Annotated in this window: 22 protein-coding genes and 2 tRNA genes; 4 read left to right on the forward strand and 20 right to left on the reverse strand. The window is 24.1% G+C overall.

Annotated elements, in window-relative coordinates; genetic code table 11:
- Positions 1 to 33 precede the first annotated feature (33 nt).
- The 5 genes from lepA to fabZ form a co-directional block, all read right to left on the reverse strand.
- The gene (lepA, locus tag H0H42_RS02610; protein ID WP_185868491.1) at positions 34 to 1,842 is read right to left on the reverse strand and encodes a translation elongation factor 4; all 1,809 of its coding nucleotides are present in this window, start codon (positions 1,840 to 1,842) and stop codon (positions 34 to 36) included.
- Between the two features lie 18 nt (positions 1,843 to 1,860).
- Positions 1,861 to 1,931: transfer RNA gene (locus H0H42_RS02615), tRNA-Arg, on the reverse strand.
- Positions 1,912 to 2,502: an aminoacyl-tRNA hydrolase gene (gene pth, locus H0H42_RS02620; protein ID WP_185868492.1), complete on the reverse strand. Its 591-nt coding sequence runs from the start codon at positions 2,500 to 2,502 to the stop codon at positions 1,912 to 1,914. The genes H0H42_RS02615 and pth overlap by 20 nt, the downstream gene beginning before the upstream one ends.
- Positions 2,503 to 2,526: 24 nt before the next feature.
- Complete coding sequence (gene sucD, locus H0H42_RS02625) at positions 2,527 to 3,408, reverse strand: succinate--CoA ligase subunit alpha (RefSeq protein ID WP_185868493.1); 882 nt, start codon at positions 3,406 to 3,408, stop codon at positions 2,527 to 2,529.
- A gap of 52 nt (positions 3,409 to 3,460) precedes the next feature.
- Entirely contained in the window at positions 3,461 to 3,964 is a 504-nt protein-coding gene (gene fabZ / locus H0H42_RS02630; protein WP_185868494.1) for a 3-hydroxyacyl-ACP dehydratase FabZ, read from the reverse strand.
- A 257-nt stretch (positions 3,965 to 4,221) separates the two neighbouring features.
- On the opposite strand from fabZ, the gene rpmH reads away from it, so the two are divergent.
- Positions 4,222 to 4,374, forward strand: coding sequence for a 50S ribosomal protein L34 (gene rpmH, locus H0H42_RS02635; RefSeq protein WP_185868495.1), 153 nt, complete (start codon positions 4,222 to 4,224; stop codon positions 4,372 to 4,374).
- Between the two features lie 10 nt (positions 4,375 to 4,384).
- Here rpmH and H0H42_RS02640 read toward each other — a convergent pair whose 3' ends face one another.
- The gene (locus tag H0H42_RS02640; RefSeq protein WP_185868496.1) at positions 4,385 to 5,560 is read right to left on the reverse strand and encodes a M14 family zinc carboxypeptidase; all 1,176 of its coding nucleotides are present in this window, start codon (positions 5,558 to 5,560) and stop codon (positions 4,385 to 4,387) included.
- 147 nt (positions 5,561 to 5,707) lie between these two features.
- Here H0H42_RS02640 and H0H42_RS02645 point away from each other — a divergent pair, with 147 nt between their 5' ends.
- Positions 5,708 to 6,532, forward strand: coding sequence for a type II CAAX endopeptidase family protein (locus H0H42_RS02645; protein ID WP_185868497.1), 825 nt, complete (start codon positions 5,708 to 5,710; stop codon positions 6,530 to 6,532).
- A gap of 40 nt (positions 6,533 to 6,572) precedes the next feature.
- Entirely contained in the window at positions 6,573 to 7,490 is a 918-nt protein-coding gene (locus tag H0H42_RS02650; RefSeq protein ID WP_185868498.1) for a ribonuclease Z, read from the forward strand.
- A gap of 222 nt (positions 7,491 to 7,712) precedes the next feature.
- On the opposite strand, the gene H0H42_RS02655 is transcribed toward H0H42_RS02650, so the two are convergent.
- Positions 7,713 to 8,015 carry a ribosome-binding factor A gene (locus tag H0H42_RS02655; protein WP_185868499.1) on the reverse strand — a complete coding sequence of 101 codons (303 nt, stop codon included), beginning with the start codon at positions 8,013 to 8,015 and terminating at the stop codon, positions 7,713 to 7,715.
- A gap of 70 nt (positions 8,016 to 8,085) precedes the next feature.
- Here H0H42_RS02655 and H0H42_RS02660 point away from each other — a divergent pair.
- Positions 8,086 to 8,159: transfer RNA gene (locus H0H42_RS02660), tRNA-Ile, on the forward strand.
- A 22-nt stretch (positions 8,160 to 8,181) separates the two neighbouring features.
- Here H0H42_RS02660 and rpmA read toward each other — a convergent pair.
- The 13 genes from rpmA to H0H42_RS02725 all read right to left on the reverse strand — a co-directional run bounded on the left by rpmA (position 8,182) and on the right by H0H42_RS02725 (position 20,529).
- Positions 8,182 to 8,442, reverse strand: a complete 261-nt coding sequence (gene rpmA / locus H0H42_RS02665) for a 50S ribosomal protein L27 (protein ID WP_185868500.1) — start codon at positions 8,440 to 8,442, stop codon at positions 8,182 to 8,184.
- A complete protein-coding gene (gene rplU / locus H0H42_RS02670; protein WP_185868501.1) occupies positions 8,443 to 8,769 on the reverse strand; it encodes a 50S ribosomal protein L21 in 327 nt (108 codons plus the stop codon). It lies immediately after the preceding gene.
- 11 nt (positions 8,770 to 8,780) lie between these two features.
- Positions 8,781 to 10,016 carry a SufS family cysteine desulfurase gene (locus H0H42_RS02675; RefSeq protein WP_185868502.1) on the reverse strand — a complete coding sequence of 412 codons (1,236 nt, stop codon included), beginning with the start codon at positions 10,014 to 10,016 and terminating at the stop codon, positions 8,781 to 8,783.
- Position 10,017: 1 nt separating this feature from the next.
- A complete protein-coding gene (gene sufD, locus H0H42_RS02680; protein ID WP_185868503.1) occupies positions 10,018 to 11,343 on the reverse strand; it encodes a Fe-S cluster assembly protein SufD in 1,326 nt (441 codons plus the stop codon).
- 21 nt (positions 11,344 to 11,364) lie between these two features.
- On the reverse strand, positions 11,365 to 12,114 hold the full coding sequence (gene sufC, locus H0H42_RS02685; RefSeq protein ID WP_185868504.1) for a Fe-S cluster assembly ATPase SufC: 750 nt from the start codon (positions 12,112 to 12,114) through the stop codon (positions 11,365 to 11,367).
- Between the two features lie 21 nt (positions 12,115 to 12,135).
- Positions 12,136 to 13,572: a Fe-S cluster assembly protein SufB gene (gene sufB, locus H0H42_RS02690; protein WP_185868505.1), complete on the reverse strand. Its 1,437-nt coding sequence runs from the start codon at positions 13,570 to 13,572 to the stop codon at positions 12,136 to 12,138.
- Positions 13,573 to 13,576: 4 nt separating this feature from the next.
- Positions 13,577 to 13,906, reverse strand: a complete 330-nt coding sequence (locus H0H42_RS02695; RefSeq protein WP_185868506.1) for a HesB/IscA family protein — start codon at positions 13,904 to 13,906, stop codon at positions 13,577 to 13,579.
- Between the two features lie 64 nt (positions 13,907 to 13,970).
- Positions 13,971 to 14,492: a DUF192 domain-containing protein gene (locus H0H42_RS02700; RefSeq protein ID WP_185868507.1), complete on the reverse strand. Its 522-nt coding sequence runs from the start codon at positions 14,490 to 14,492 to the stop codon at positions 13,971 to 13,973.
- Entirely contained in the window at positions 14,489 to 15,295 is an 807-nt protein-coding gene (locus H0H42_RS02705) for a prolipoprotein diacylglyceryl transferase (RefSeq protein WP_394798836.1), read from the reverse strand. The genes H0H42_RS02700 and H0H42_RS02705 overlap by 4 nt, the downstream gene beginning before the upstream one ends.
- 150 nt (positions 15,296 to 15,445) lie before the next feature.
- Positions 15,446 to 15,649, reverse strand: coding sequence for a membrane protein insertion efficiency factor YidD (yidD, locus tag H0H42_RS02710; protein ID WP_185868777.1), 204 nt, complete (start codon positions 15,647 to 15,649; stop codon positions 15,446 to 15,448).
- Positions 15,650 to 17,944: an aconitate hydratase gene (locus H0H42_RS02715; RefSeq protein WP_185868509.1), complete on the reverse strand. Its 2,295-nt coding sequence runs from the start codon at positions 17,942 to 17,944 to the stop codon at positions 15,650 to 15,652. It lies immediately after the preceding gene.
- A gap of 28 nt (positions 17,945 to 17,972) precedes the next feature.
- Positions 17,973 to 18,743, reverse strand: a complete 771-nt coding sequence (locus tag H0H42_RS02720) for an alpha/beta fold hydrolase (protein ID WP_185868510.1) — start codon at positions 18,741 to 18,743, stop codon at positions 17,973 to 17,975.
- 529 nt (positions 18,744 to 19,272) lie between these two features.
- The gene (locus H0H42_RS02725; RefSeq protein WP_223843683.1) at positions 19,273 to 20,529 is read right to left on the reverse strand and encodes a mechanosensitive ion channel family protein; all 1,257 of its coding nucleotides are present in this window, start codon (positions 20,527 to 20,529) and stop codon (positions 19,273 to 19,275) included.
- Positions 20,530 to 20,657: the final 128 nt, after the last annotated feature.

Raw genomic sequence — 20,657 nt, forward strand, 5'->3', positions numbered from 1 at the left:
ATTAGAAAATTTTTAATAAATTACTATACAAAATTAGTTTTTAACTTTGAAAAAATTGATAAGAGTAGATGAAGGAATTTCAACTTTACCTATTTTACGCATTTTTTTCTTACCTTTTTTTTGTTTTTCTATAAGTTTTTTCTTTCTAGAAATATCTCCACCATAACATTTATCAGTTACATTTTTTCTAAAAGATTTTATTGTTTCTCTTGCAATAATTTTTCCAGATATTGCAACCTGTACCGGAATGCTAAATTGATGTCTAGGAATAGATTTTGATAATTCTTTACATATGTGTTTTGCTAAAGAAAATGATTTACTTTTATGAACTAAAAACGATAAGGATTCTACTTTTTCATAGTTAACTAATACGGTAAGTTTTTTTATATCAGATTCTTTATATCCAATAAAATGATAGTCAAATGATGCGTATCCCTTAGATACGGTTTTCAAATGATCATAAAAATTAAATACAATTTCAGATAATGGCATTTCAAATGAAAGTTGAATTTTACCAGATGATAAATAACTTTGTTCTTTTTTCATTATCCCACGTTTACTTATACATAAAGAAATAATATTCCCCATGTATATTTCTTTAGTAAGAATCTTAACAAATACATAAGGTTCTTCAATTTTTTTTATTTTTTCTGTATCTGGAAAATTTGAAGAATTATTTATAAAAATTTTTTCTCCATTTTTTTTATATATTTGATATGAAACATTGGGAACCGTTATAATAACTTTGATTCCATACTCTCTTTCCAATCGTTCTCGAATAATTTCCATATGAAGAAGACCCAGAAAACCACAATGGAATCCAGTTCCCAAAGCAGGAGAATATTCTGAAGTGAAAGAAAAAGAAGCATCGTTTAATTGTAACTTTCCTAAAGAAGATCTTAATTCTTCATATTTATCCGATACAATTGGATAAATACTTGCAAAAACCATTGGTTTAATTTCTTCAAATTTTTCTATGGGATATTTTGCAGGATCATTATCATCTGTAATAGTATCTCCTACTTTTACTTCAAAAGGATTTTTGATTCCAGAAATAACATAACCTACGTTTCCTGTTTCAACAAAATCTTTAGAAAAATGTCTTAATTTAAGGGATCCAATCTCATAAGCAGAATATACTTTTCCAGTAGACATGAAACGTAATTTCTGTCCTTTTTTGATATTTCCATTTTTAATTCTAAAAAGGACTTCAATTCCTGTAAATGGATTGTATAAAGAATCAAAAATTAATGCTTGTAATGGTCCATTTTTATTACCTTCTGGTGGTGGAATAAGAGAAATGATTCGGTCTAAAACATTTTGAATTCCTATTCCATTTTTTGCACTAACTGGAATAATATCATTTTTTTTACATCCCAGTAAATTGATCATATCATCGATTACCTCTTCATACGTTGATCTTGAATAAGACAAGTCAATCTTATTTAAAATTGGAATAATAACTAAATTATTCTTTAATGCCAAAGAAAGATTTGATACAGTCTGTGCTTGTATACTTTTAGTACAATCAACTACTAATAATGCTCCTTCACATGAAGCAATTGAACGAGAAACTTCATAAGAAAAATCCACATGTCCAGGAGTATCTATAAGGTTAAGGATGTACTTATTATTAAGGTATTTGTATTCCATTTGTACCGCATGACTTTTGATAGTTATTCCTTTTTCTATTTCCAAGTCCATATCATCTAATAATTGCTTTTTTTTAATATTTTTTACTGTATTTGTATATTCTAAAAGACGATCTGCTAATGTACTTTTTCCATGATCTATATGAGCTATAATACAAAAATTTCGAATTTTTTCAATATCATGAATCATAAATAAATAAAAATTATATAACCTTGATGGGATTTGAACCCATACCCATAGGTATCGGAATCCTATATTCTATCCTAAACTACAAGGTTTTTCGATTTTTCCATTAAATAAATTCATTGTTTTTTGTAATCCATTTAAAACAAATGAAAATATCATTTTAATAAATTTTTCCGATTTTAAATATAAAAACTTTTCTTCTTCCGTATTCCAATTTTCCAATACATAATTTTTTTTGTTAGAAATAAAATTCTTATTTCTAATACCAATACGTAAACGTGAATATTTTAAGCTTTTAATTTCTTGTTCTATACTTTTTAACCCATTATGTCCTCCACTTCTACCTTCACCTCTAAAACGTATAAATCCAAAATGAAGATAAAAATCATCAGAAATAATTAAAATATTTTCTAATAAAACATTTTTCTTTTTCATCCAATATTTCACAGATCTACCACTTTCATTAATAAATGTAGTAGGTTTTAAAAAAAATATTAAGTGATTGTTGTAATAAAATTTTGAAAGTAATCCAAATTTTTTATTGACAAAATTTAATGAATATTTTTTAGATATTTGATCTAATAAAAAAAAACCGATGTTATGTCTTGTTTTTTTATATAAACATCCAGGATTTCCTAATCCAACTATTAAATAGTTCTTCATTTTTTATAGAAAAAACATATAAATTCAAGGTTTATGAAATAATTTATGAACTTCTAATCCTATTTTCTCAGGTGAAGAAACGATAGATACGCCTAATTTTTTCATGAGATCTATTTTTGAATGAGCAGTTTCAATCTTTCTTTCTATAATTGCTCCAGCATGTCCCATAGTTTTTCCCATAGGTGCCGTTTTTCCAGCAATAAATCCTATCAATGGTTTTTTATTTTCTATCTTACTCATCCATTCAACCGCTTCAATTTCTAATTGTCCCCCTATTTCTCCAATTAAAACCAATCCTTCTGTTTCATCATCTTCTAAGAATAATTCCATGACTTCTTTCATGGTCGTTCCTACAATAGCATCTCCTCCAATACCAACAGCCGTAGAAATTCCATATCCCATTTGCATGATTTGATCGGCTGCTTCATAAGTTAGTGTCCCGGATCTTGAGATAATTCCAATATTTCCCTTTTTTTGAAATACCGAATTAGGCATAATTCCTAATTTAGATTCTTCAGGAGAAATAATTCCTGGACAGTTCGGTCCAATTAAACGAGTTTTCGTAGTTTTTAAAAAAGATTTAATATAAACCATATCCGATAAAGGAACTCCTTCGGTAATACAAACAATTATTTCAACTCCTGCATAAATAGATTCTAATATAGCATCTGAAACAAAATTAGCAGGTACAAAGATAACACTAACATTTCCTCCAGTATTTTTAACAGCTTCTTCCACTGTATTAAAAATAGGAATGCCCAAAGAAAATTTTCCTCCTTTTCCAGGGGTTATTCCACCTACTATATAGGTTCCATAATTAATCATTTGTTCGGTATGAAATAATCCTTCTTTTCCTGTCAGTCCTTGAACAAGAACTTTCATGTTCTTATTAATTAAAATACTCATGTTATTTTGTGAACAAATTTATTATTTTAAAATATATATTTTTTTATATTCATTAACGTATAAATAAACGATTTTTTCGAACTATTTTTGCCATAAACTCTGCTTCTACTGCAAGTTTATTACTTACATATCCTTCTCCTTTCATATGAACAATTCCCATTCTAATAGCATTTAATAAACAAACTTTGAATATGATTACATCTCCAGGTATAATTTTATGCTTAAATTTTGCTTTTTCTATTTTCAAAAAATAGGTTCCATATAATCGAGGATGACGAAATTTGCTTAAAACGAGTATTCCACCTACTTGTGCTATAGCTTCAATTTGTAAAACTCCCGGCATTATTGGTTCTTCTGGAAAATGATTTGTAAAAAAAAATTCATTAATTGTTACATTTTTAACTCCAACAATTTTTTGATCTGATATATCTATTATTTTATCTACCAATAAAAAAGGAGGTTTGTGAGGTAAAATATTCATAATTTTTGTTATATCAAAAATTGGATCTTTTTCCTGATTCCATTCATGAATATTTTTTTTTTTAAAAATTTTCATACTCTTCTTGAATTAAGAAATAATAAATTATTTTTATGTTTCATAAAATGTTACTAAACATCTTCAATATTCTATGTATCTTTATTTTTAAATATTGGTTTTGCTTATTATAAAAAATAAATTCTCATTAGTTTCATGAATGTTTCAAAAAGAATTATATTGTTTATCATTGGTTTTTTAATAGGAATTTGTATTTTATTTTTCTTCTATGCAAAAGAGAAAAATTACATAAAATAAAAACAACAAACTTTATAATTATGAAACAAACATTTAAACCATCTAAAAGAAAAAAAATCAATGTTCATGGATATATGAAACGTAAAAAGACAAAACAAGGTCGTACGATTATATCTAGAAGAAGACGTAAAGGAAGAAAAGAGTTAGCTATTTCGAATTACAAAAAAAAGTAAATATTTTTTTTCATATTATATCAAAACATTCTGTTTCTCCAATGGTTGGATAGTTTTTTTTATCTTTTTTATTATAAAACATTTTTCCTTTTGAAAAAATTTCATTGTAAGAAAAAAATGAAGATAAATCTCCTATATCAACTATTTCAAATTTAGAATCAAGATTCATCTTTTTGATATTGAATGTATCAATTTTCATTAATCCTATATCTACTAAAAACGAATTATTATTTTTTTGTATTTTAACGTTTCTATATATTTTATCCAATAAAATGTTTTTATTTTTTTTAATATAAAAATAATTTTTGTAATTGTGTTTTATCTCATGCTCTTCTATTGAAGAAGTAAAATAAAGTCCTAAAAAAATGGATATAGCATTATATTTTCTAATTATTCTTTTGTTGATATCTCCTGGATAATTACCAGCTTCAAAAAGAATACAAGGATATCCTAATTTTTGCAAGTAATCTCCAGTTGCAAATGGATAGTACTTATCAGAATATCGAGAAATTGATCCTTTATCAGGTAAAATTTTTCTTATTTCGTTGACTATTTTGTTGATCATTCCCATAGACATCATTCTTGTAATAGAATTAGTTTTTTTATTATCTATAGATGGAGATAAAAAAGATAAAATAGAAGGATTAAAAAATTTATCTCCTACATTATAAATACTTCTCTGATCATGTAAATTAAATGAAATAAACGGTTGTTCTTTATTTAATTCTTTTAACAAAAGACGAATTTCCATAGATTTCATGTAAATTAAATCTCTATTCAAATCAATGTTTACTGCGTTTCTTCTTTTGAAAAATTCAGATCCATCAGGATTTAACATAGGAATAAAAATAATAGTTATTTTATTTTTCATCAAACAAACTATATCATGATTTCTATTGTTTAAAATAAAATTAAGAATATCAAACATTGATTTCGTTCCAGTAGTTTCATTACCATGCATTTGAGACCATATAAAAACCTTTTTTTTTCCTTTTCCCCATTGAATTTTAAATATTTTTCTATTATCTGTTGATACACCTAAAGTTGTTATTTGAAAACAACTTTTGTATTTTTCTATAACTTTTGTCATTTCATTATATCTAAATAATTTAGAGGAATTACTGATGTGTTTTTCCTGAAAATTTTCATAATCAAGAAATATCGATTTAATATCAAAAAAAAACATAATTTTAGGTACTTTTTAGAAATAGTACAATTTTTTTACAATTTTGAAGAAAATGTTAGGATTTTTTCCACAAAATTTTTCAATAAAAATATTCATTTATTTTTTTTTCGAATCTTCTTTAAAAAAACAAAAAAGAAAATATTTATTATGAAGAATTATTTTAAAATGAATTATATGGAATCATTTTTATTAATTGTAGAATTTTCTACAATAAATTTTTTAAACATATTTTTCAAAAAAATGTTTATATCCATGCATTTACCTGCAAGTATAATGTTTTTTTTGTTATATATAATTCCTTTCTCCATTTTATTTCTATTCATTTTTTATCAATCTAGAAAAAAAAATCTTAAAATTGATTTACCTATTAAAAGATCTCATTGGTCAATTTATATTATTATTTTATTTATGATGTTTGGAATGGTTATACTAAACGATTTTTTTTCTTCGTTTATTCCTAGAAAAGGCCCTATATTAGGAAATCTTTACAAAGAAATTGAATTGTTTTTACATAAGGAAATGAAACATCCCATTGCATTTTTTTCGACAACTATTTTAGTTGCACCTTTTTGTGAAGAAATTTTATTCCGTGGTGTCATTTTAAACGGAATGCTGAAAAATAAAATTCATCCTATTAAAGCCGTTTTGTTTTCTTCATTTTTATTTGGTATGGCACATATGAATCCATGGCAATTTGTAGGAGGAATGTTTATCGGAAGTTTTATAGGATTTATATTTTATACAACTTCTTCAATTGTAAATTGTATTTTATTACATATGATCAATAACATGGTTGCAGTATTTACTATGTTCTTTCTTTCAAAATATCATTATAATAAAATTTATTCTTTTTCAGAAAGGAATAATATCTATTACTGGTCATTTTTAATTTTAGGAATAAACATTCTATTATTAGGATCTTTATTAATGTTAAAAAAAAAGAAAGATCTAGAAATACAAACAGAAATATAATTCAAGAAAAAATAATGTTATTATATGTACCACTGAAATGATGAAAAAACCTTCATTGACTATTTTAGGTTGTCATTCCTCCATCCCAACAGATAAATTTCATCCAACATCTCAAATATTGGAAATGAAAAATTTTCAATTCCTTATTGATTGTGGAGAAGGAACACAAATGCAATTAAGAAAAGCAAAAATCAAATTAAATAAAATCATTCATATATTTATTTCTCATTTGCACGGAGATCACTTTTTTGGATTAATAGGATTATTATCAACCTTCCATTTATTAGGAAGAGAAAAGTCCGTAATTATTTATGCTCCCAAAGGATTAAAAGAAATTATAGATATTCATTTTAAATGGTCTTATACTAAAATAAAATATGTTATAGAACACAAAGAATTATCATCTCAAAAAATAGAAAAAATTATAGACAATAAAAAAATAGAAGTATTTTCTATTCCACTAAAACATAGAATTTATACTAATGGATTTCTTTTTAAAGAAAAACCAAATGCAAGAAAATTAAATATGGAAGAAATTAAAAAAATATCTTCCATTAAGATAAAAGATTACAATAATCTAAAATTAGGAAAAGATTTTCAAATGAATGATGGAAAAGTAATTCCTAATTCTCAGCTTACATTTGATCCTCCTAAAATATTTTCTTATGCTTTTTGTTCTGATACATCTTTTTATCTACCTATTACAAAATATATCAAAGATGTAGATCTTTTATATCATGAATCTACTTTTCTAAAAATAGAAGAAGCACGTGCTATGAAGACGGGGCATTCTACTGCTATTCAAGCTGCATACATAGCAAAAAAAGCAAAAGTAAAAAAACTATTGTTAGGACATTATTCAAATCGTTTTCCAAATACAAAAGATTTTGAAAAAGAAGCAAAAGAGATATTTTTTAATGTAGAAGCTTCTGAAGATTTGAAAAAATATTATTTATAATTAAGTATTGATTAACATAATAAAACGATATAATTTTTCATTTATCATTAAAATTGTAAAAAGAACTGTATATGAATCTTTTTGATAAATTACTAATGGGCATATAATATCATCTCCTACTTTTTTTTAGTGTTTCATACTTTTTATTTGACATAAACCAATCAATATCAATTAAAACATTTTTACATTACAGATTAAAATATTCTTTGTTGTAAAACAAAATTATTTTGAAAAATAACAAAAAAATAAATTAGGAATTTTTTTTATACGATATCTTAATCTTTTAGTGAGAGATTTTTTATAAAAAGAAGATCTAGAACGTAAAAAATACATAACCTTTTCGTTAAAAAATGGATATATATTTATATAAACTTTCATTGAATTTTTATAAGAATCCATTGATATTTTTATCAATGTTATTAACAATTTAGTATAATGAAAATTATTTTTCATGTCTTCATTGATAATTTCTGCTATTTCTTTATAAAGAACAGAAGATAATTTATTACATTTGATGTTATCCATTTTTATACAAAAAATAAAAATTTTACAAAAATTTGTAATCGTTTAAATAATATTGTAACATTGTATTTACGGTCCCATAGCTCAGTTGGTTAGAGCACCTGACTCATAATCAGGAAGTCGCTGGTTCAAGTCCAGCTGGGACCATTTGTTATTTCCTATTCATTCATTAATGATCTAATAAAGTAATAAATACTATAGATCGATTTTTTTTAATTTTTTTAAAATGAACAATACCACTTTTTATAGCATATAAAGTGTGATCTTTTCCCATTTTTACATACATTCCAGGATGATGTTTTGTTCCTCTTTGACGTACGATAATATGCCCTGGATAAACATATTGACCTCCATATATTTTTACTCCTAATCGTCTTCCAATAGAATCCCTTCCATTTCTTGAACTTCCTGAACCTTTTTTATGTGCCATTTATTTAATTTTTTTTAAAAAAGAAACTACTTGAATTTTCGAATATAACGGTCGAAATCCTTTTTTAACCTTATATCCTTTTCTTCTTTTCTTTTTGAAAATGATCATTTTTTTTCCTTTTAAATGTTCTAAAATTTCAATTTTCACATGAATACTTTTTAAGTATGGGTTCCCTATTTGAACTATACCTTGATCAACAAATAAATAAATTTTGTCTAATAATATTTTTTTTCCTATTTCATGAAAAAGATGAGGTAAATAAATACTTTGCTTTTCAAAAAGTTTATATTGTATTCCTTTTATATTAACAATAGCATAAGAATTCATATCATTTTTTTTTAATGTTTTAAGATTTTTTTTGCTTTTAAAATACTATCAAATAAATAATCTATTTCTTGAAAAGTATTATATACAGAAAAACTCGCTCGTATCATTCCAGGAACTTTAAAAAAATTCATTAATGGTTGTGCACATAAATGACCGGTTCTTACCGCAATTCCTAAACGATCCAAAATTAATCCTATATCAAAACAATGCAATTTATCTAAATTGAATGAAACAATCCCAAATTTTTTATAAAAATCATTTGTCATTCCATATAATTTTATTCCTGTTATAAGACTTAGTTGTTTTATTGCATATTTTGTTAATTTTTCTTTATAAGATTTTATCTTTAATATTCCTATTCTTTCTACAAAATCAATTGCCTTTCCCCATACAATAATTCCTCCTATATTTGGAGTACCGGCCTCAAATTTAAATGGTAAATCAGAAAAAGTAGTTTTTTTAAAATTAACATTTTTTATCATTTCTCCTCCAAATTGATAAGGTTTCATACGATTCATAATCTCTTTTTTTCCATATAACACTCCAATTCCAGTTGGACCATACATTTTATGTGCAGAAAATACATAAAAATCTACATCAAGATTTTGTACATCTAAATTTAGATTGGAAATTGCTTGAGCACCATCAACTAAAACAAAAGATTTATATTTATGAGATTCATGAATAATATATTTAATAGGATTTATAATTCCTATAACATTAGAAATATGACTAATAGCAACTATTTTCGTTTTGTATGAAATCATAGAATCAAAATCTTCTAATTTTAACATTCCATTATCAAAAATGGGAATTATTTTTAATACAGCTTTTTTCCTTTCACAAAGAATTTGCCATGGAACAATATTAGAATGATGTTCTATAGATGAAATCATAATTTCATCTCCTTCATTTATAAAATCACTGATCATGGATGCTACCAAATTAATAGATTCTGTCGTTCCCTTTGTAAAAAAAATTTCTGATGAATATCTAGCATGAATGAAATTTTTTAATTTTTTTCGAACAGATTCCATTTGGATAGTAGATTGTTGACTTAAAAAATGTGTTCCTCGATGAACATTTGCATTAATTTTAGAATAGAAATCTTTCCATGCATTAATTACTTGTAATGGTTTTTGAGTAGTAGCTGCATTATCCATATAAACTAAAGGATTAGAATAAATTTTTTCTTTTAAAATAGGAAATTGATTTCTAATTTTCTGCAATTCTTCTTCAGAAAACATATCATAAAGATTGTTTTAATTTTTTATTTATTTTCTTATAGATACACTTTTTAAGTATATCAAGATCGATATGATCTAATAAATCATTCATAAATGAATATAATATTATTTTTTTTCCTTCTTTTTCATTAATTCCTCTTGATTGAAGATAGAACAATTCTTCTTCTTTCAGATATCCAACAGTACATCCATGAGAACATTTTACATTTTTTGCATAAATTTTTAGTTCAGGTTTTGCATAAACTTTTGATTGTTCAGATAATAAAATATTATTATTTTTTTGAAAAGCGTTGATTCCTTTTACTAATTTAGTAATATGTATTTTTCCATGAAAAAATACATTTGAATAATATGATAAAATATTTTTATACAATTGGTCACTATAAGAATTAGAAGATAAATGATTTATTAAAGTATGATGATAAACACACTGTTTTTTTGATAAAAGAGAAATTCCATATAAATAAGAGAATGTTTTTTCTCCACAAGAATAAAAATTTAAATAATTTTTAATTATTTTACTTTCAAAAGAAAAAGTATAATGATGACATTTACTATATTTTTTTTGTTTAACAAATGTATTATCAATCATCAATGTTTCTTTTAAATCATCTTGAATTTTATAATAATTAATTTTACTATAATAATCCGAATATATTTCATTGACAGAATTTAAAAGGACAGAATGTTTTTTTAAAGATTTAAAATGTTCGATAATTTTTACATAAGAATGTTTACCGACTATAATCAAATTCCTTGTATGTAACGTTACTTTTGGTTCTAATCCCGTAGAAATTGAAATAATTTCAATAGGTTTTTTTAAAATAGTATTATCAGGTATTTTAATATAAAGCCCATCGTTTGAAAAAATAGTATTTATACTATAAAATCCATTATTATCTTTATCATCTAATTTTCCATAATATTTTTTAAGATGTTCTTCTTTTTGTGATTTGATATTTGATAATATAATTGATTTATTTAATAAACTTTTATTATACTTTTCAGAAATTGAATTATTATATTGACCATTTATGAGGACAAATAAAAAAGAATGATCTTTTTTTAATAATAGAAATTTTTCAATTTTTTTATATTCTATATCATGATTTTTTTCATAAAAAAAATTCTTTTGTTGTAAACAATCATGAATATCTTTTTCTCTAAGACTCCATTGATTTTTATTTAATTGAGTTGAATAAAACAATCCATTTTTTTTTAATAATTGAATATGTTTTTTTTTTAAATACGATATATATGATTTTTTTGTTTCTAAAGAATTTTCTATTTCTGAAATGAGAAAATATATATTATTCTTTAATTTCATTACTTTTTTTATCCATTAATTTTATCTAACTATCCAATCATATCCTTGTTTTTCTATTTTATCAGATAAATCCTTATTTCCTGACTTAATAATTTTTCCATCATACAAAACATGGACTTTATAATCCAAATTAATGTAATCTAGTAATCTTTTATAATGAGTAATAATTAAGATTGAATTTTTTCTATTTTTTTTAAATACATTAATTGCTTTAGCAACGATTCGTAAAGCATCTATGTCTAATCCAGAATCTATTTCATCTAAAATAGAAAAAATAGGATTTAACATCATCATTTGAAACATCTCATTTTTCTTTTTCTCTCCACCAGAAAATCCATCGTTTAAAGAACGGTATATAAAATTTTTTTCAAGATTTAATAATAAAGCAACCTTTTTGGCTTCTAAAATCATATCTGTCATAGACATTCTTTTCATATTTTTTTTTTCTCTAATAGATTGGATTGAAGTTTTTATAAAATTCATAATAGATATACCAGGAATTTCAATGGGATTTTGAAAAGAAAGAAAAATTCCTAAATGTGCACGTTGTTCAGGAGATAAATGAATTAAATTTTTTTTCATAAAAAAAATATTTCCTTGACTTATATTATATTCTTTTTTTCCAGCAATAATAGATGCAAGAGTACTTTTCCCAGAAGCATTAGGACCCATAATTACATGAATCTCACCTTGATTAATATCAAGATTAATACCTTTTAGGATTTTTTTTCCATTTATAGAAATATGTAAATTTGTTATGTTTAATAACATAAGTAGATTGTTTGTTATTTTTTATCCTACAGATCCTTCTAAAGAAATTTCTAAAAGTTTTTGAGCTTCTATTGCAAACTCCATTGGTAATTTTTTGATAATTTCATTACTGAACCCATTTACAATTAATGAAATAGATTTTTCGTTATCTATTCCTCTTTGATTACAATAAAAAATTTGATCTTCTCCAATTTTTGATGTTGTTGCTTCATGTTCTATTTGAGATGTCGAATTTTCGACATCAATATATGGAAAAGTATGAGCACCACATTCATTTCCAATTAATAATGAATCACATTGTGAAAAGTTACGAGAATGATTAGCTTTAGGAATAATTTTTACCAATCCTCGATAACTATTTTGAGATTTATCGGAAGAAATCCCCTTCGATACAATAATACTTTTCGTATTTTCACCTATGTGAATCATTTTTGTACCAGTATCTGCTTGTTGAAAATTTTTTGTAAAAGCCAAAGAATAGAATTCTCCTATAGAACCCTCTCCTTTTAGAATACAAGATGGATATTTCCAAGTAATGGCAGAACCAGTCTCTACTTGTATCCAAGATATTTTTGATTTTTTTTCACATAATCCTCTTTTAGTAACAAAATTAAAGACTCCTCCTTCTCCTTTTTTATTACCAGGGTACCAATTTTGCACAGTAGAATATTTAATTTCTGCATTTTTTAATGCAATAAGTTCTACAACCGCAGCATGTAATTGATTTTCTTTACGTTTTGGTGCTGTACATCCTTCTAAATAACTTACATAGGAATCCTCATCTGCAATAATTAAGGTTCTTTCAAACTGACCAGTTCCTTTTTCATTAATCCGAAAATATGTGGATAATTCCATAGGACAACGAACTCCTTTTGGAATGTAACAAAAAGATCCATCAGAAAAAACAGCAGAGTTTAAAGATGCATAAAAATTATCATTTTTAGGAACAACAGATCCTAAATATTTTTTAATAATAAATGGATATTTTTTGATTGCTTCATTGATAGAACAGAAAATAATTCCTTTTTCTTCTAATTTTTTTTGAAAAGTCGTTGTTAATGATATCGAATCAAATACTATATCTGTAGCAATTTTATTATATTGTTCTTCCTTTTCTATTGGAACTCCTAATTTTTTAAAAGTATCTATAATTTCAGGATTTAACCGGTTATTTTCATTATCTATAGGAGCAGAATAATAACTAATTTTTTGAAATTTTGGAATCTTGTATTCTATATTTCCCCATTTCGGAGGAGAGATTTTTTTCCATATTTTATATGATTCTAATCTCCATTTCAACATCCACTTAGGTTCATTTTTTTTTTCCGTAATTTGACGAATGACTTTTTCATTTAATCCAATAGGAATTTTATCCGATTCTATCTTTGTATAAAATCCATATTTATAATCAGAACTTATTAAATTTTCTAATATTTTTTTATTAATATCTTCTTCCATGTTTTTATGATGAAAAACTTTTTCCACATCCACAAGTATGTTTAGCATTAGGATTTATAAAATAAAATCCTTTTCCATTTAATCCATCTGAATATTCTAAGGTAATTCCATGCAAATAAGGAATGCTATTTTTATCAACTAATATTTTCATATCCTTATCTTGAAAAATTTCATCTTCTTTGTTTCTTTTTTTATCGAAAGTCAGTTCATAAGACATCCCAGAACATCCCCCATTTTTTACGCCAACTCTTACAAAAGTAAGATTTTGAGAAGTACCTTCTTCTTTCATAAGAGAAATTAATTTTTGTTTTGCTTTGTCAGATATAAAAACCATAATAATTAAAATTTTATTAAAAAAATAAAGATATTCATAAATAAAATATGTAGAATACATATTCTTATGAATTATTTTCTATAACATAAGAAATGTTCGTTAATCCTTTTTTTATGCCCCATTTATTACACATTCCTGCATTTACTTCTAATATATATTTTATTTTCGATGGAAAATCGACGATATTTCTTATTTTCCTCATGGGACTTACATCAGGTAGTATATTAACAACTTCTCCATTCATATTTAAATAAATGATATCCAAAGGAATACGCATATTATCCATATTTATTTTTTGATAATCTTTTTTATCATTAATAATAAATAACATTCCTTCATTCTCCATCAAGTGGGAACGATACTTTAATCCATTCATTTTTTCTATTTTGTTTCTTGCTATCTCTATATTTAATACTTTTATAGCAATATTTTTTTGATTCTTTATATAAACTATTCCATTTTTATTAAATTTTATATCAACAAGATTTTCTAAATTTAGTAGATTACAATCGTTTTCTATTTTTTTTTCTTCCTTCAGAAAAAAAAATAGAAAACATAATAAAATAGAATAGATCATTCTTATCATGAAGAAAAATATTTTTTCATTATGATTGATCTATTTATCAAAAAGAATCCAAATATAATAAAAGGAATACTCAATAATTGACCAGTATTTAAAAAATATAAATGAATATATTCATTTGATTGGGGTTCTTTAACAAATTCTATAACAAATCGTGAAATCCAAATAAAAATAAAAAATAATCCTGAGAGATATCCTTCTTTCATTTTTTGTATTCTATAGATGTAACAAAGCAATAAAAAAATAAATAAATAAATAATTGCTTCATAAATTTGTGTTGGATGTCTAGGTGTAATTTTTCCATATATTTTCGTATCCATTTGAACAAATTTTATGGAAAATGGGTATGTTCCACTACATGGTTTCCCTACAATTTCAGAATTAAAAAAATTTCCTATTCGAATAAAAACCGCTGAAATGGAGGAAATAATACATATATGATCAAATAACCAAACAATTGATTTTCTTAATTTTTTTCCATTATTTCTATAATAAAGAAGAATAGAAAAAATAATTCCTATTGATGCACCATGACTCGATAATCCTCTATATCCAACAATTTGATATCCTTTTATTATTCCTAATATCGAATGATTATAATCTTCTTTAACAGGAAAAATAGCTTCTATCCAATGGGATGAAAAATATGGAAAACTATAAAATATAATCTCTCCTATTCTTGCACCTAAGATCGTTCCAAAAAAAATATAACGAAACAAAGAATCTACATGTTCTTTTTTTATATTCTCCTTTTGATAAATGTAATAAATAAATCCCCATCCTAATAAAAAAGAAATCAAAAACATTACACTGTATATATGAATAAAAAATCCATTAAAAACTTTAAATTTATAAATTGGATCCCAAAAAATATATGATAATCTAAAGTATTTAATACTATATAGAAAAAATCTATTATTAATTATATACATTATATACAGATATTTGATTATATCTTAATATTCTGATTTTCCAAAAGGATGACAACTCAAAATTCTTTTTGTGATTAAAAAAAACACTTTAAAAACATTGTATTTTTTTTTTAATAAAATTACCATATATTCTGAACATGTTGGAATATAAATGCAATATTTTCCGATATACGGAGATATGCTAATTTGATAAAATTTTACAATAATTAAAAAAAAAACTTTAATAATTCATTTATCATAATGAAATTTTTTTTTAATAAAATTTAAAGAAGATCCTGCTTTAAACCACTCGATTTGCCTTCTATTATAAGAATGTTTCACAATTATATGATCTTTACATCCATTAAAATGAATAATATCTACTTTAATATCTTTATCTGGAATGATATTTTTGATATAAAAATTAAAAATATCATTTTCTTGTATTTTTTCATAATCATCATATTCTGAAAATGTTAATGCAAGAATTCCTTGCTTTTTTAAATTATTTTCGTGTATTCTTGCAAAAGATTTAACAAGAACTACACAAACACCTAAGAATCTTGGTTCCATCGCTGCATGTTCTCTAGAAGAACCCTCTCCATAATTTTCCTCACCTATTATTACGGTAGAAATTTTTCGATTTTTATAAAATTTTGCAACATTATAAACCGAGTCATAACAATTTGTTATAATATTCTTTATTTTATTCTTTTCTCCATTAAAACTGTTTAGAGATCCAATAAGTAAATTTTCTGAAATTTTTGATAAATTTCCTCGATATTTTAACCATGGACCTGCCATGGATATATGATCAGTTGTACATTTGCCTTGAACTTTGATTAATAATCGAACATGTAAAAAATTTTTTCCATTCCATGGATTAAATGGTTTCAATAATTGTAATCGTTCAGAATTCTCCTTTACTAAAACATTTATTTTTTCATTATCATCAAGATCATCTTTCATAAGATATCCTAATTTTTTTGGATTTATTTGAAGACTTGAATCAAATTCTTCGTATTTCGGTTCCTCAAGTTTAACAGATTCACCATTTTCATTGATTATTAGATCCTTTCTAGGATCAAAAGTAATATCTCCTGATAAAACTAAAGCAGTTACAATTTCTGGAGATGCAATAAAAGCATATGTCTTAGGATTTCCGTCGTTTCTAGATGAAAAATTACGATTAAAAGAATGAATAATAGTATTTTTTACTTTTTTTATATTATCTGTTCGATCCCATTGTCCAATACAAGGACCACAAGCGTTTGATAAAATTTTTCCTCCAATACAATCAAAATAATGTAAAATTCCCTTTTTTTTTAATAAAAATAAAACTCTTTTAGATCCTGGAGAAATTAAATATTTAGACTTTATTTTTAATTTTTTTTTCTTCGCTTGTATAATAATTGATATAGCTCTTGATAAATCTTCATAAGATGAATTAGTACATGACCCAATTAATCCTACTGATATTTTCCTTGGCCATTTATATTTTTTATATTCTTCCTTCATCTTAGATATTGGAGTGGATTTATCTGGAGTAAAAGGTCCATTGATATGGGGCTCTAAATTAGAGAGATCAATTTCTATGACTTTATGATAATAATGAGATGGATTGAGATATACTTCTTTATCAGCTATTAAAGAATATTTTATATTTTCAGACATAACGGAAATTTTTCTTCTTCCATGATTATCTAAATAATTTTTCATATTGATATCATAGGGAAATATCGAAGCAGTTGCACCTATTTCTGCTCCCATATTACATATCGTCGCTTTTCCTGTGCAATGGATACTTTTAGTTCCTTCTCCAAAATATTCTATAATTGCATTTTTTCCTCCCATAACACCCATCATGCCGGATAGTTTTAAAATTACATCTTTAGGTGAAACCCAACCACTTAGTTTTCCTTTTAAGTGAACACCAATAATTTTAGGGATTTTCAACTCTAAAAAATAACCAGACATAACCTCAGCAGCATCGGATCCACCAACACCTATTGCTAACATTCCTAATCCTCCTGCATTAGGAGTATGAGAATCAGTACCAATCATCATACCTCCAGGAAATGCGTAATTTTCTAAAATCACTTGATGAATAATTCCAGATCCAGGATTCCAAAAACCAATTCCATATTTTTTCGATGATAATTGAAGAAAATTATAAATTTCTTTATTTTGTTTGATAGAAAAAGATAAATCTCTATTATTTCCATATTTTGCAGAAATTAAATGATCACAATGAATAGTAGTAGGAACTATGGTTTTTCTTTTTTCTGTTTGCATGAATTGAAGAATAGTCATTTGTGCTGTTGCATCTTGAAGAGCAATTCTATCCGGTAAAAAATCCATATAACATGAACTTTTTTTAATAGAATGTTTTTTCTTATTCTTCAATATATTAATATCAAAAAGATGAGAGTATAGTATTTTTTCAGAATAGGTCATAGGAGAATGAATAAAAGACCTTACCTTCCTAATTAAAAATTCAAATTTTGAATAAAATTTTTTTACAATATGAAAATCAAAAATCATAAAAAATTATTTTTTAACATCAAAAAAATTACTCTTGTAAAACAGTCCCATGAATGATATTATAAAAATCTTTAGGATTATCTATATGAACCCAATGTGATGCATTTTTTATGGTTTTAATTATTGCTTTAGGAAAAAATTTCTTTATAGAAGAAAAATCATTCAAAGAAATATAATCAGATTTTTCTCCACGGATGAATAATACAGAACCATTATATATTTTATTTTTCATGTTTTGAAACATAAAATTATCATAATTTTTTTCAATTCCCGATAAAAAAAAACGAAAACATAATTTTCCATTTTTTTGTTTTTCAACATTTTTAGAAAAAAATTCTATAATCTTAATATCTTTGATATGTGTTTTTAGAAAACAACTAAGTTCATTTCTTGTTTTAATTACGTTAAAATTTACTTTATTCAAGATTGATATCAGTTCTTTTTGATTATTTTTTTTATATAATTTCGGTGCAATGTCAACTATAATCAATTTTTTCGTAAAAAAAGGAAACTGCATCGAAAAATGCATTAAAATTTTTCCTCCTAATGAATGTCCTAACAAAATAGGATTTTTTAATTTATGATAGTTAATATAATTTAATAAATCTTTTGACATAAGATCTAAATCCATTTCATCTGTAAAAAAACTATAACCATGATTTCTAATATCTAATAAATGGACTTGAAAATTTTTTGCTATTTTTTTAGCAAAAGAAATCCAATTGTTTCCATTTCCAAATAATCCATGAAGAATAACAAAGTCATTTCCTTTCCCAAAAATTTTAGAATATAATAACATTTTCATCTTTTTTTTCAAAAATTTATGTATTTCTTTTAAATATTTTTGAATTGTTTTTTCTCATTCATATAATTATAATAGAGCATAAGAAATTAACGAATTTCTTATTTCAATTATTTATAATATTTAATGAATAAAATAAATATTAACGATTTTTTTCTTACTATGAAGTAAATATGTTATATCAATACTCAATCTTATTTTTTCCAGGATTGAATTATGTTATGAATACATCATGGATATCTCATGGTTGTATCGTGATTAATAAATCGAATTACGTATTTCTTTATATTTTTCAATTGATTCGTTTCAAAAAATATTGATGAATTACTACATTCTATCTATAATTAAAATTATCAAAATTATTAACTGATGTTGTTAATTTATGATAACGTATATAATAATGACTAGTTAGTTATATCAATTTTCGTCCATTACAAGGAATTTTAATTTTTTGTTCAAATTTCACACATATAAAATTTCTTAATGTCTCTTCTATTTTAATTCAAAATTAAATTGAGTTTTTATATCAATATTTTTTTTCATTTAAAACTTGTGTTATTTCTAAATTAAATTCTTTTGCTGCGGTTAATAAATGATCCAAAATATTGGACTGTATTTGTTCATATTTAATGGATTCAGATGTTTTCACAAAACAATATAGTTCTATAGGAAGTCCATAATGATTAGGTTCTAAATACCTAACCATTAAAATTTCTTTTTTTAAAATTTTAGGATGATGATTTAAATATTCCCATGCATATTGACGAAATAATTCAATATTCGTTATTCTTTTTCCATTAAGATTGGTATTTTTATCATCTATATTTTTCTTTTTATTAAAAAAATTTATTTCTTTTTGTTTTTTTTCAATATAATTCTTAATCAAAAAAACATTTTTAAATTTTTTCAAATTCTCCTCATTACAAAAATGAAACGATGGAATACTAAATAAAATAGATCTTTTAATTCTTCTCATATTTTTCTTTCGCATTTCCTCAAAATTAGTGACAGCAGTAGAGATTAAATCATATGTTGGAACATTTGTAATTGTTTTATCAAAATTTTCTATCTTCGCAGAAGTTAAATTGATTTCTATAACAGTTCCTTCTACATGATATTTTTGAATTCCTATCCAATCTCCAACTTTAATCATCTTTGTAAAAGATATTTGTACTCCAGAAACAAATCCAAGAATGACATCTCTAAAAACTAATATAACGAATGCAGTAATAGCACCTAAACTTGTTAAAATAGTAATGAGCTGAGTTCTTGTGAGAATAGAAATAATCATCAAACTACATAATAAAATAGACATAATTTTTAGTAATTGAGAAATAGTACGTATCGCAATAGTTTGATGATTATTTTCATTTGTAGCAATTTTTATAATCGAATTGACTAATCTGATTAAAAATTGTAAAACGATTAAAACAAATAAAATGTTAAAAATTCTATCTAAACAAAAGACAACAGGAGTATTTTTTTTGAATAAAGGATTGATTAATAAAAATCCAATTAAAAGTGGAAAAAAATGCGATAAACTATCAAAAACTTTATTTTCATATAATATTCGTTTCCAAACAAAATTAGAAGAAATTGCCTTTTTTTCTATATAGTGAATGATTCGATTAAATAATATTTCCAATATGAATAATGACATCGAAAATAATACTAATTTTACAATCACAAAAATTATCATACTTCCCCACTTCTTCCAATCAAAATCATAAATAAACTCATAAGGAATTTGATCTTGAAAAATTACTGATAATATTTTCATCATAATATAATATAATCGGTTATTCTCAATAAATTTGTTTTTTATATATTTTTTATATGTCTTTTATTTGAATTAACGGATGAGGCATTGAATTTAAAAAATTTCAATTCGATTTTAAAATTTTAATTTTT

This window comes from Blattabacterium cuenoti, assembly GCF_014252275.1.
Lineage (GTDB): Bacteria > Bacteroidota > Bacteroidia > Flavobacteriales > Blattabacteriaceae > Blattabacterium > Blattabacterium cuenoti_O.

Excerpts from the sequence above, each read along its gene's own strand:
- rpmA (WP_185868500.1), bottom strand. The coding sequence starts at position 8,442 with ATGGCACATAAAAAAGGTTCAGGAAGTTCAAGAAATGGAAGGGATTCT.
- H0H42_RS02720 (WP_185868510.1), bottom strand. The coding sequence starts at position 18,743 with ATGTTATTATATTCTAAAATTTTTGGGAAAGGAAATGACTTTGTTATT.
- sufB (WP_185868505.1), bottom strand. The coding sequence starts at position 13,572 with ATGGAAGAAGATATTAATAAAAAAATATTAGAAAATTTAATAAGTTCT.
- fabZ (WP_185868494.1), bottom strand. The coding sequence starts at position 3,964 with ATGAAAATTTTTAAAAAAAAAAATATTCATGAATGGAATCAGGAAAAA.
- H0H42_RS02725 (WP_223843683.1), bottom strand. The coding sequence starts at position 20,529 with ATGATGAAAATATTATCAGTAATTTTTCAAGATCAAATTCCTTATGAG.
- H0H42_RS02715 (WP_185868509.1), bottom strand. The coding sequence starts at position 17,944 with ATGATTTTTGATTTTCATATTGTAAAAAAATTTTATTCAAAATTTGAA.
- rpmH (WP_185868495.1), top strand. The coding sequence starts at position 4,222 with ATGAAACAAACATTTAAACCATCTAAAAGAAAAAAAATCAATGTTCAT.
- H0H42_RS02695 (WP_185868506.1), bottom strand. The coding sequence starts at position 13,906 with ATGGTTTTTATATCTGACAAAGCAAAACAAAAATTAATTTCTCTTATG.
- rplU (WP_185868501.1), bottom strand. The coding sequence starts at position 8,769 with ATGAATTCTTATGCTATTGTTAATATAAAAGGAATACAATATAAACTT.
- H0H42_RS02705 (WP_394798836.1), bottom strand. The coding sequence starts at position 15,295 with ATGTTTTTGATTTCTTTTTTATTAGGATGGGGATTTATTTATTACATT.
- H0H42_RS02675 (WP_185868502.1), bottom strand. The coding sequence starts at position 10,016 with ATGTTTTCTGAAGAAGAATTGCAGAAAATTAGAAATCAATTTCCTATT.
- H0H42_RS02650 (WP_185868498.1), top strand. The coding sequence starts at position 6,573 with ATGAAAAAACCTTCATTGACTATTTTAGGTTGTCATTCCTCCATCCCA.
- sucD (WP_185868493.1), bottom strand. The coding sequence starts at position 3,408 with ATGAGTATTTTAATTAATAAGAACATGAAAGTTCTTGTTCAAGGACTG.
- sufC (WP_185868504.1), bottom strand. The coding sequence starts at position 12,114 with ATGTTATTAAACATAACAAATTTACATATTTCTATAAATGGAAAAAAA.
- H0H42_RS02700 (WP_185868507.1), bottom strand. The coding sequence starts at position 14,492 with ATGATAAGAATGATCTATTCTATTTTATTATGTTTTCTATTTTTTTTT.
- sufD (WP_185868503.1), bottom strand. The coding sequence starts at position 11,343 with ATGAAATTAAAGAATAATATATATTTTCTCATTTCAGAAATAGAAAAT.
- lepA (WP_185868491.1), bottom strand. The coding sequence starts at position 1,842 with ATGATTCATGATATTGAAAAAATTCGAAATTTTTGTATTATAGCTCAT.
- H0H42_RS02655 (WP_185868499.1), bottom strand. The coding sequence starts at position 8,015 with ATGGATAACATCAAATGTAATAAATTATCTTCTGTTCTTTATAAAGAA.
- pth (WP_185868492.1), bottom strand. The coding sequence starts at position 2,502 with ATGAAGAACTATTTAATAGTTGGATTAGGAAATCCTGGATGTTTATAT.
- H0H42_RS02640 (WP_185868496.1), bottom strand. The coding sequence starts at position 5,560 with ATGTTTTTTTTTGATATTAAATCGATATTTCTTGATTATGAAAATTTT.
- H0H42_RS02645 (WP_185868497.1), top strand. The coding sequence starts at position 5,708 with ATGAAGAATTATTTTAAAATGAATTATATGGAATCATTTTTATTAATT.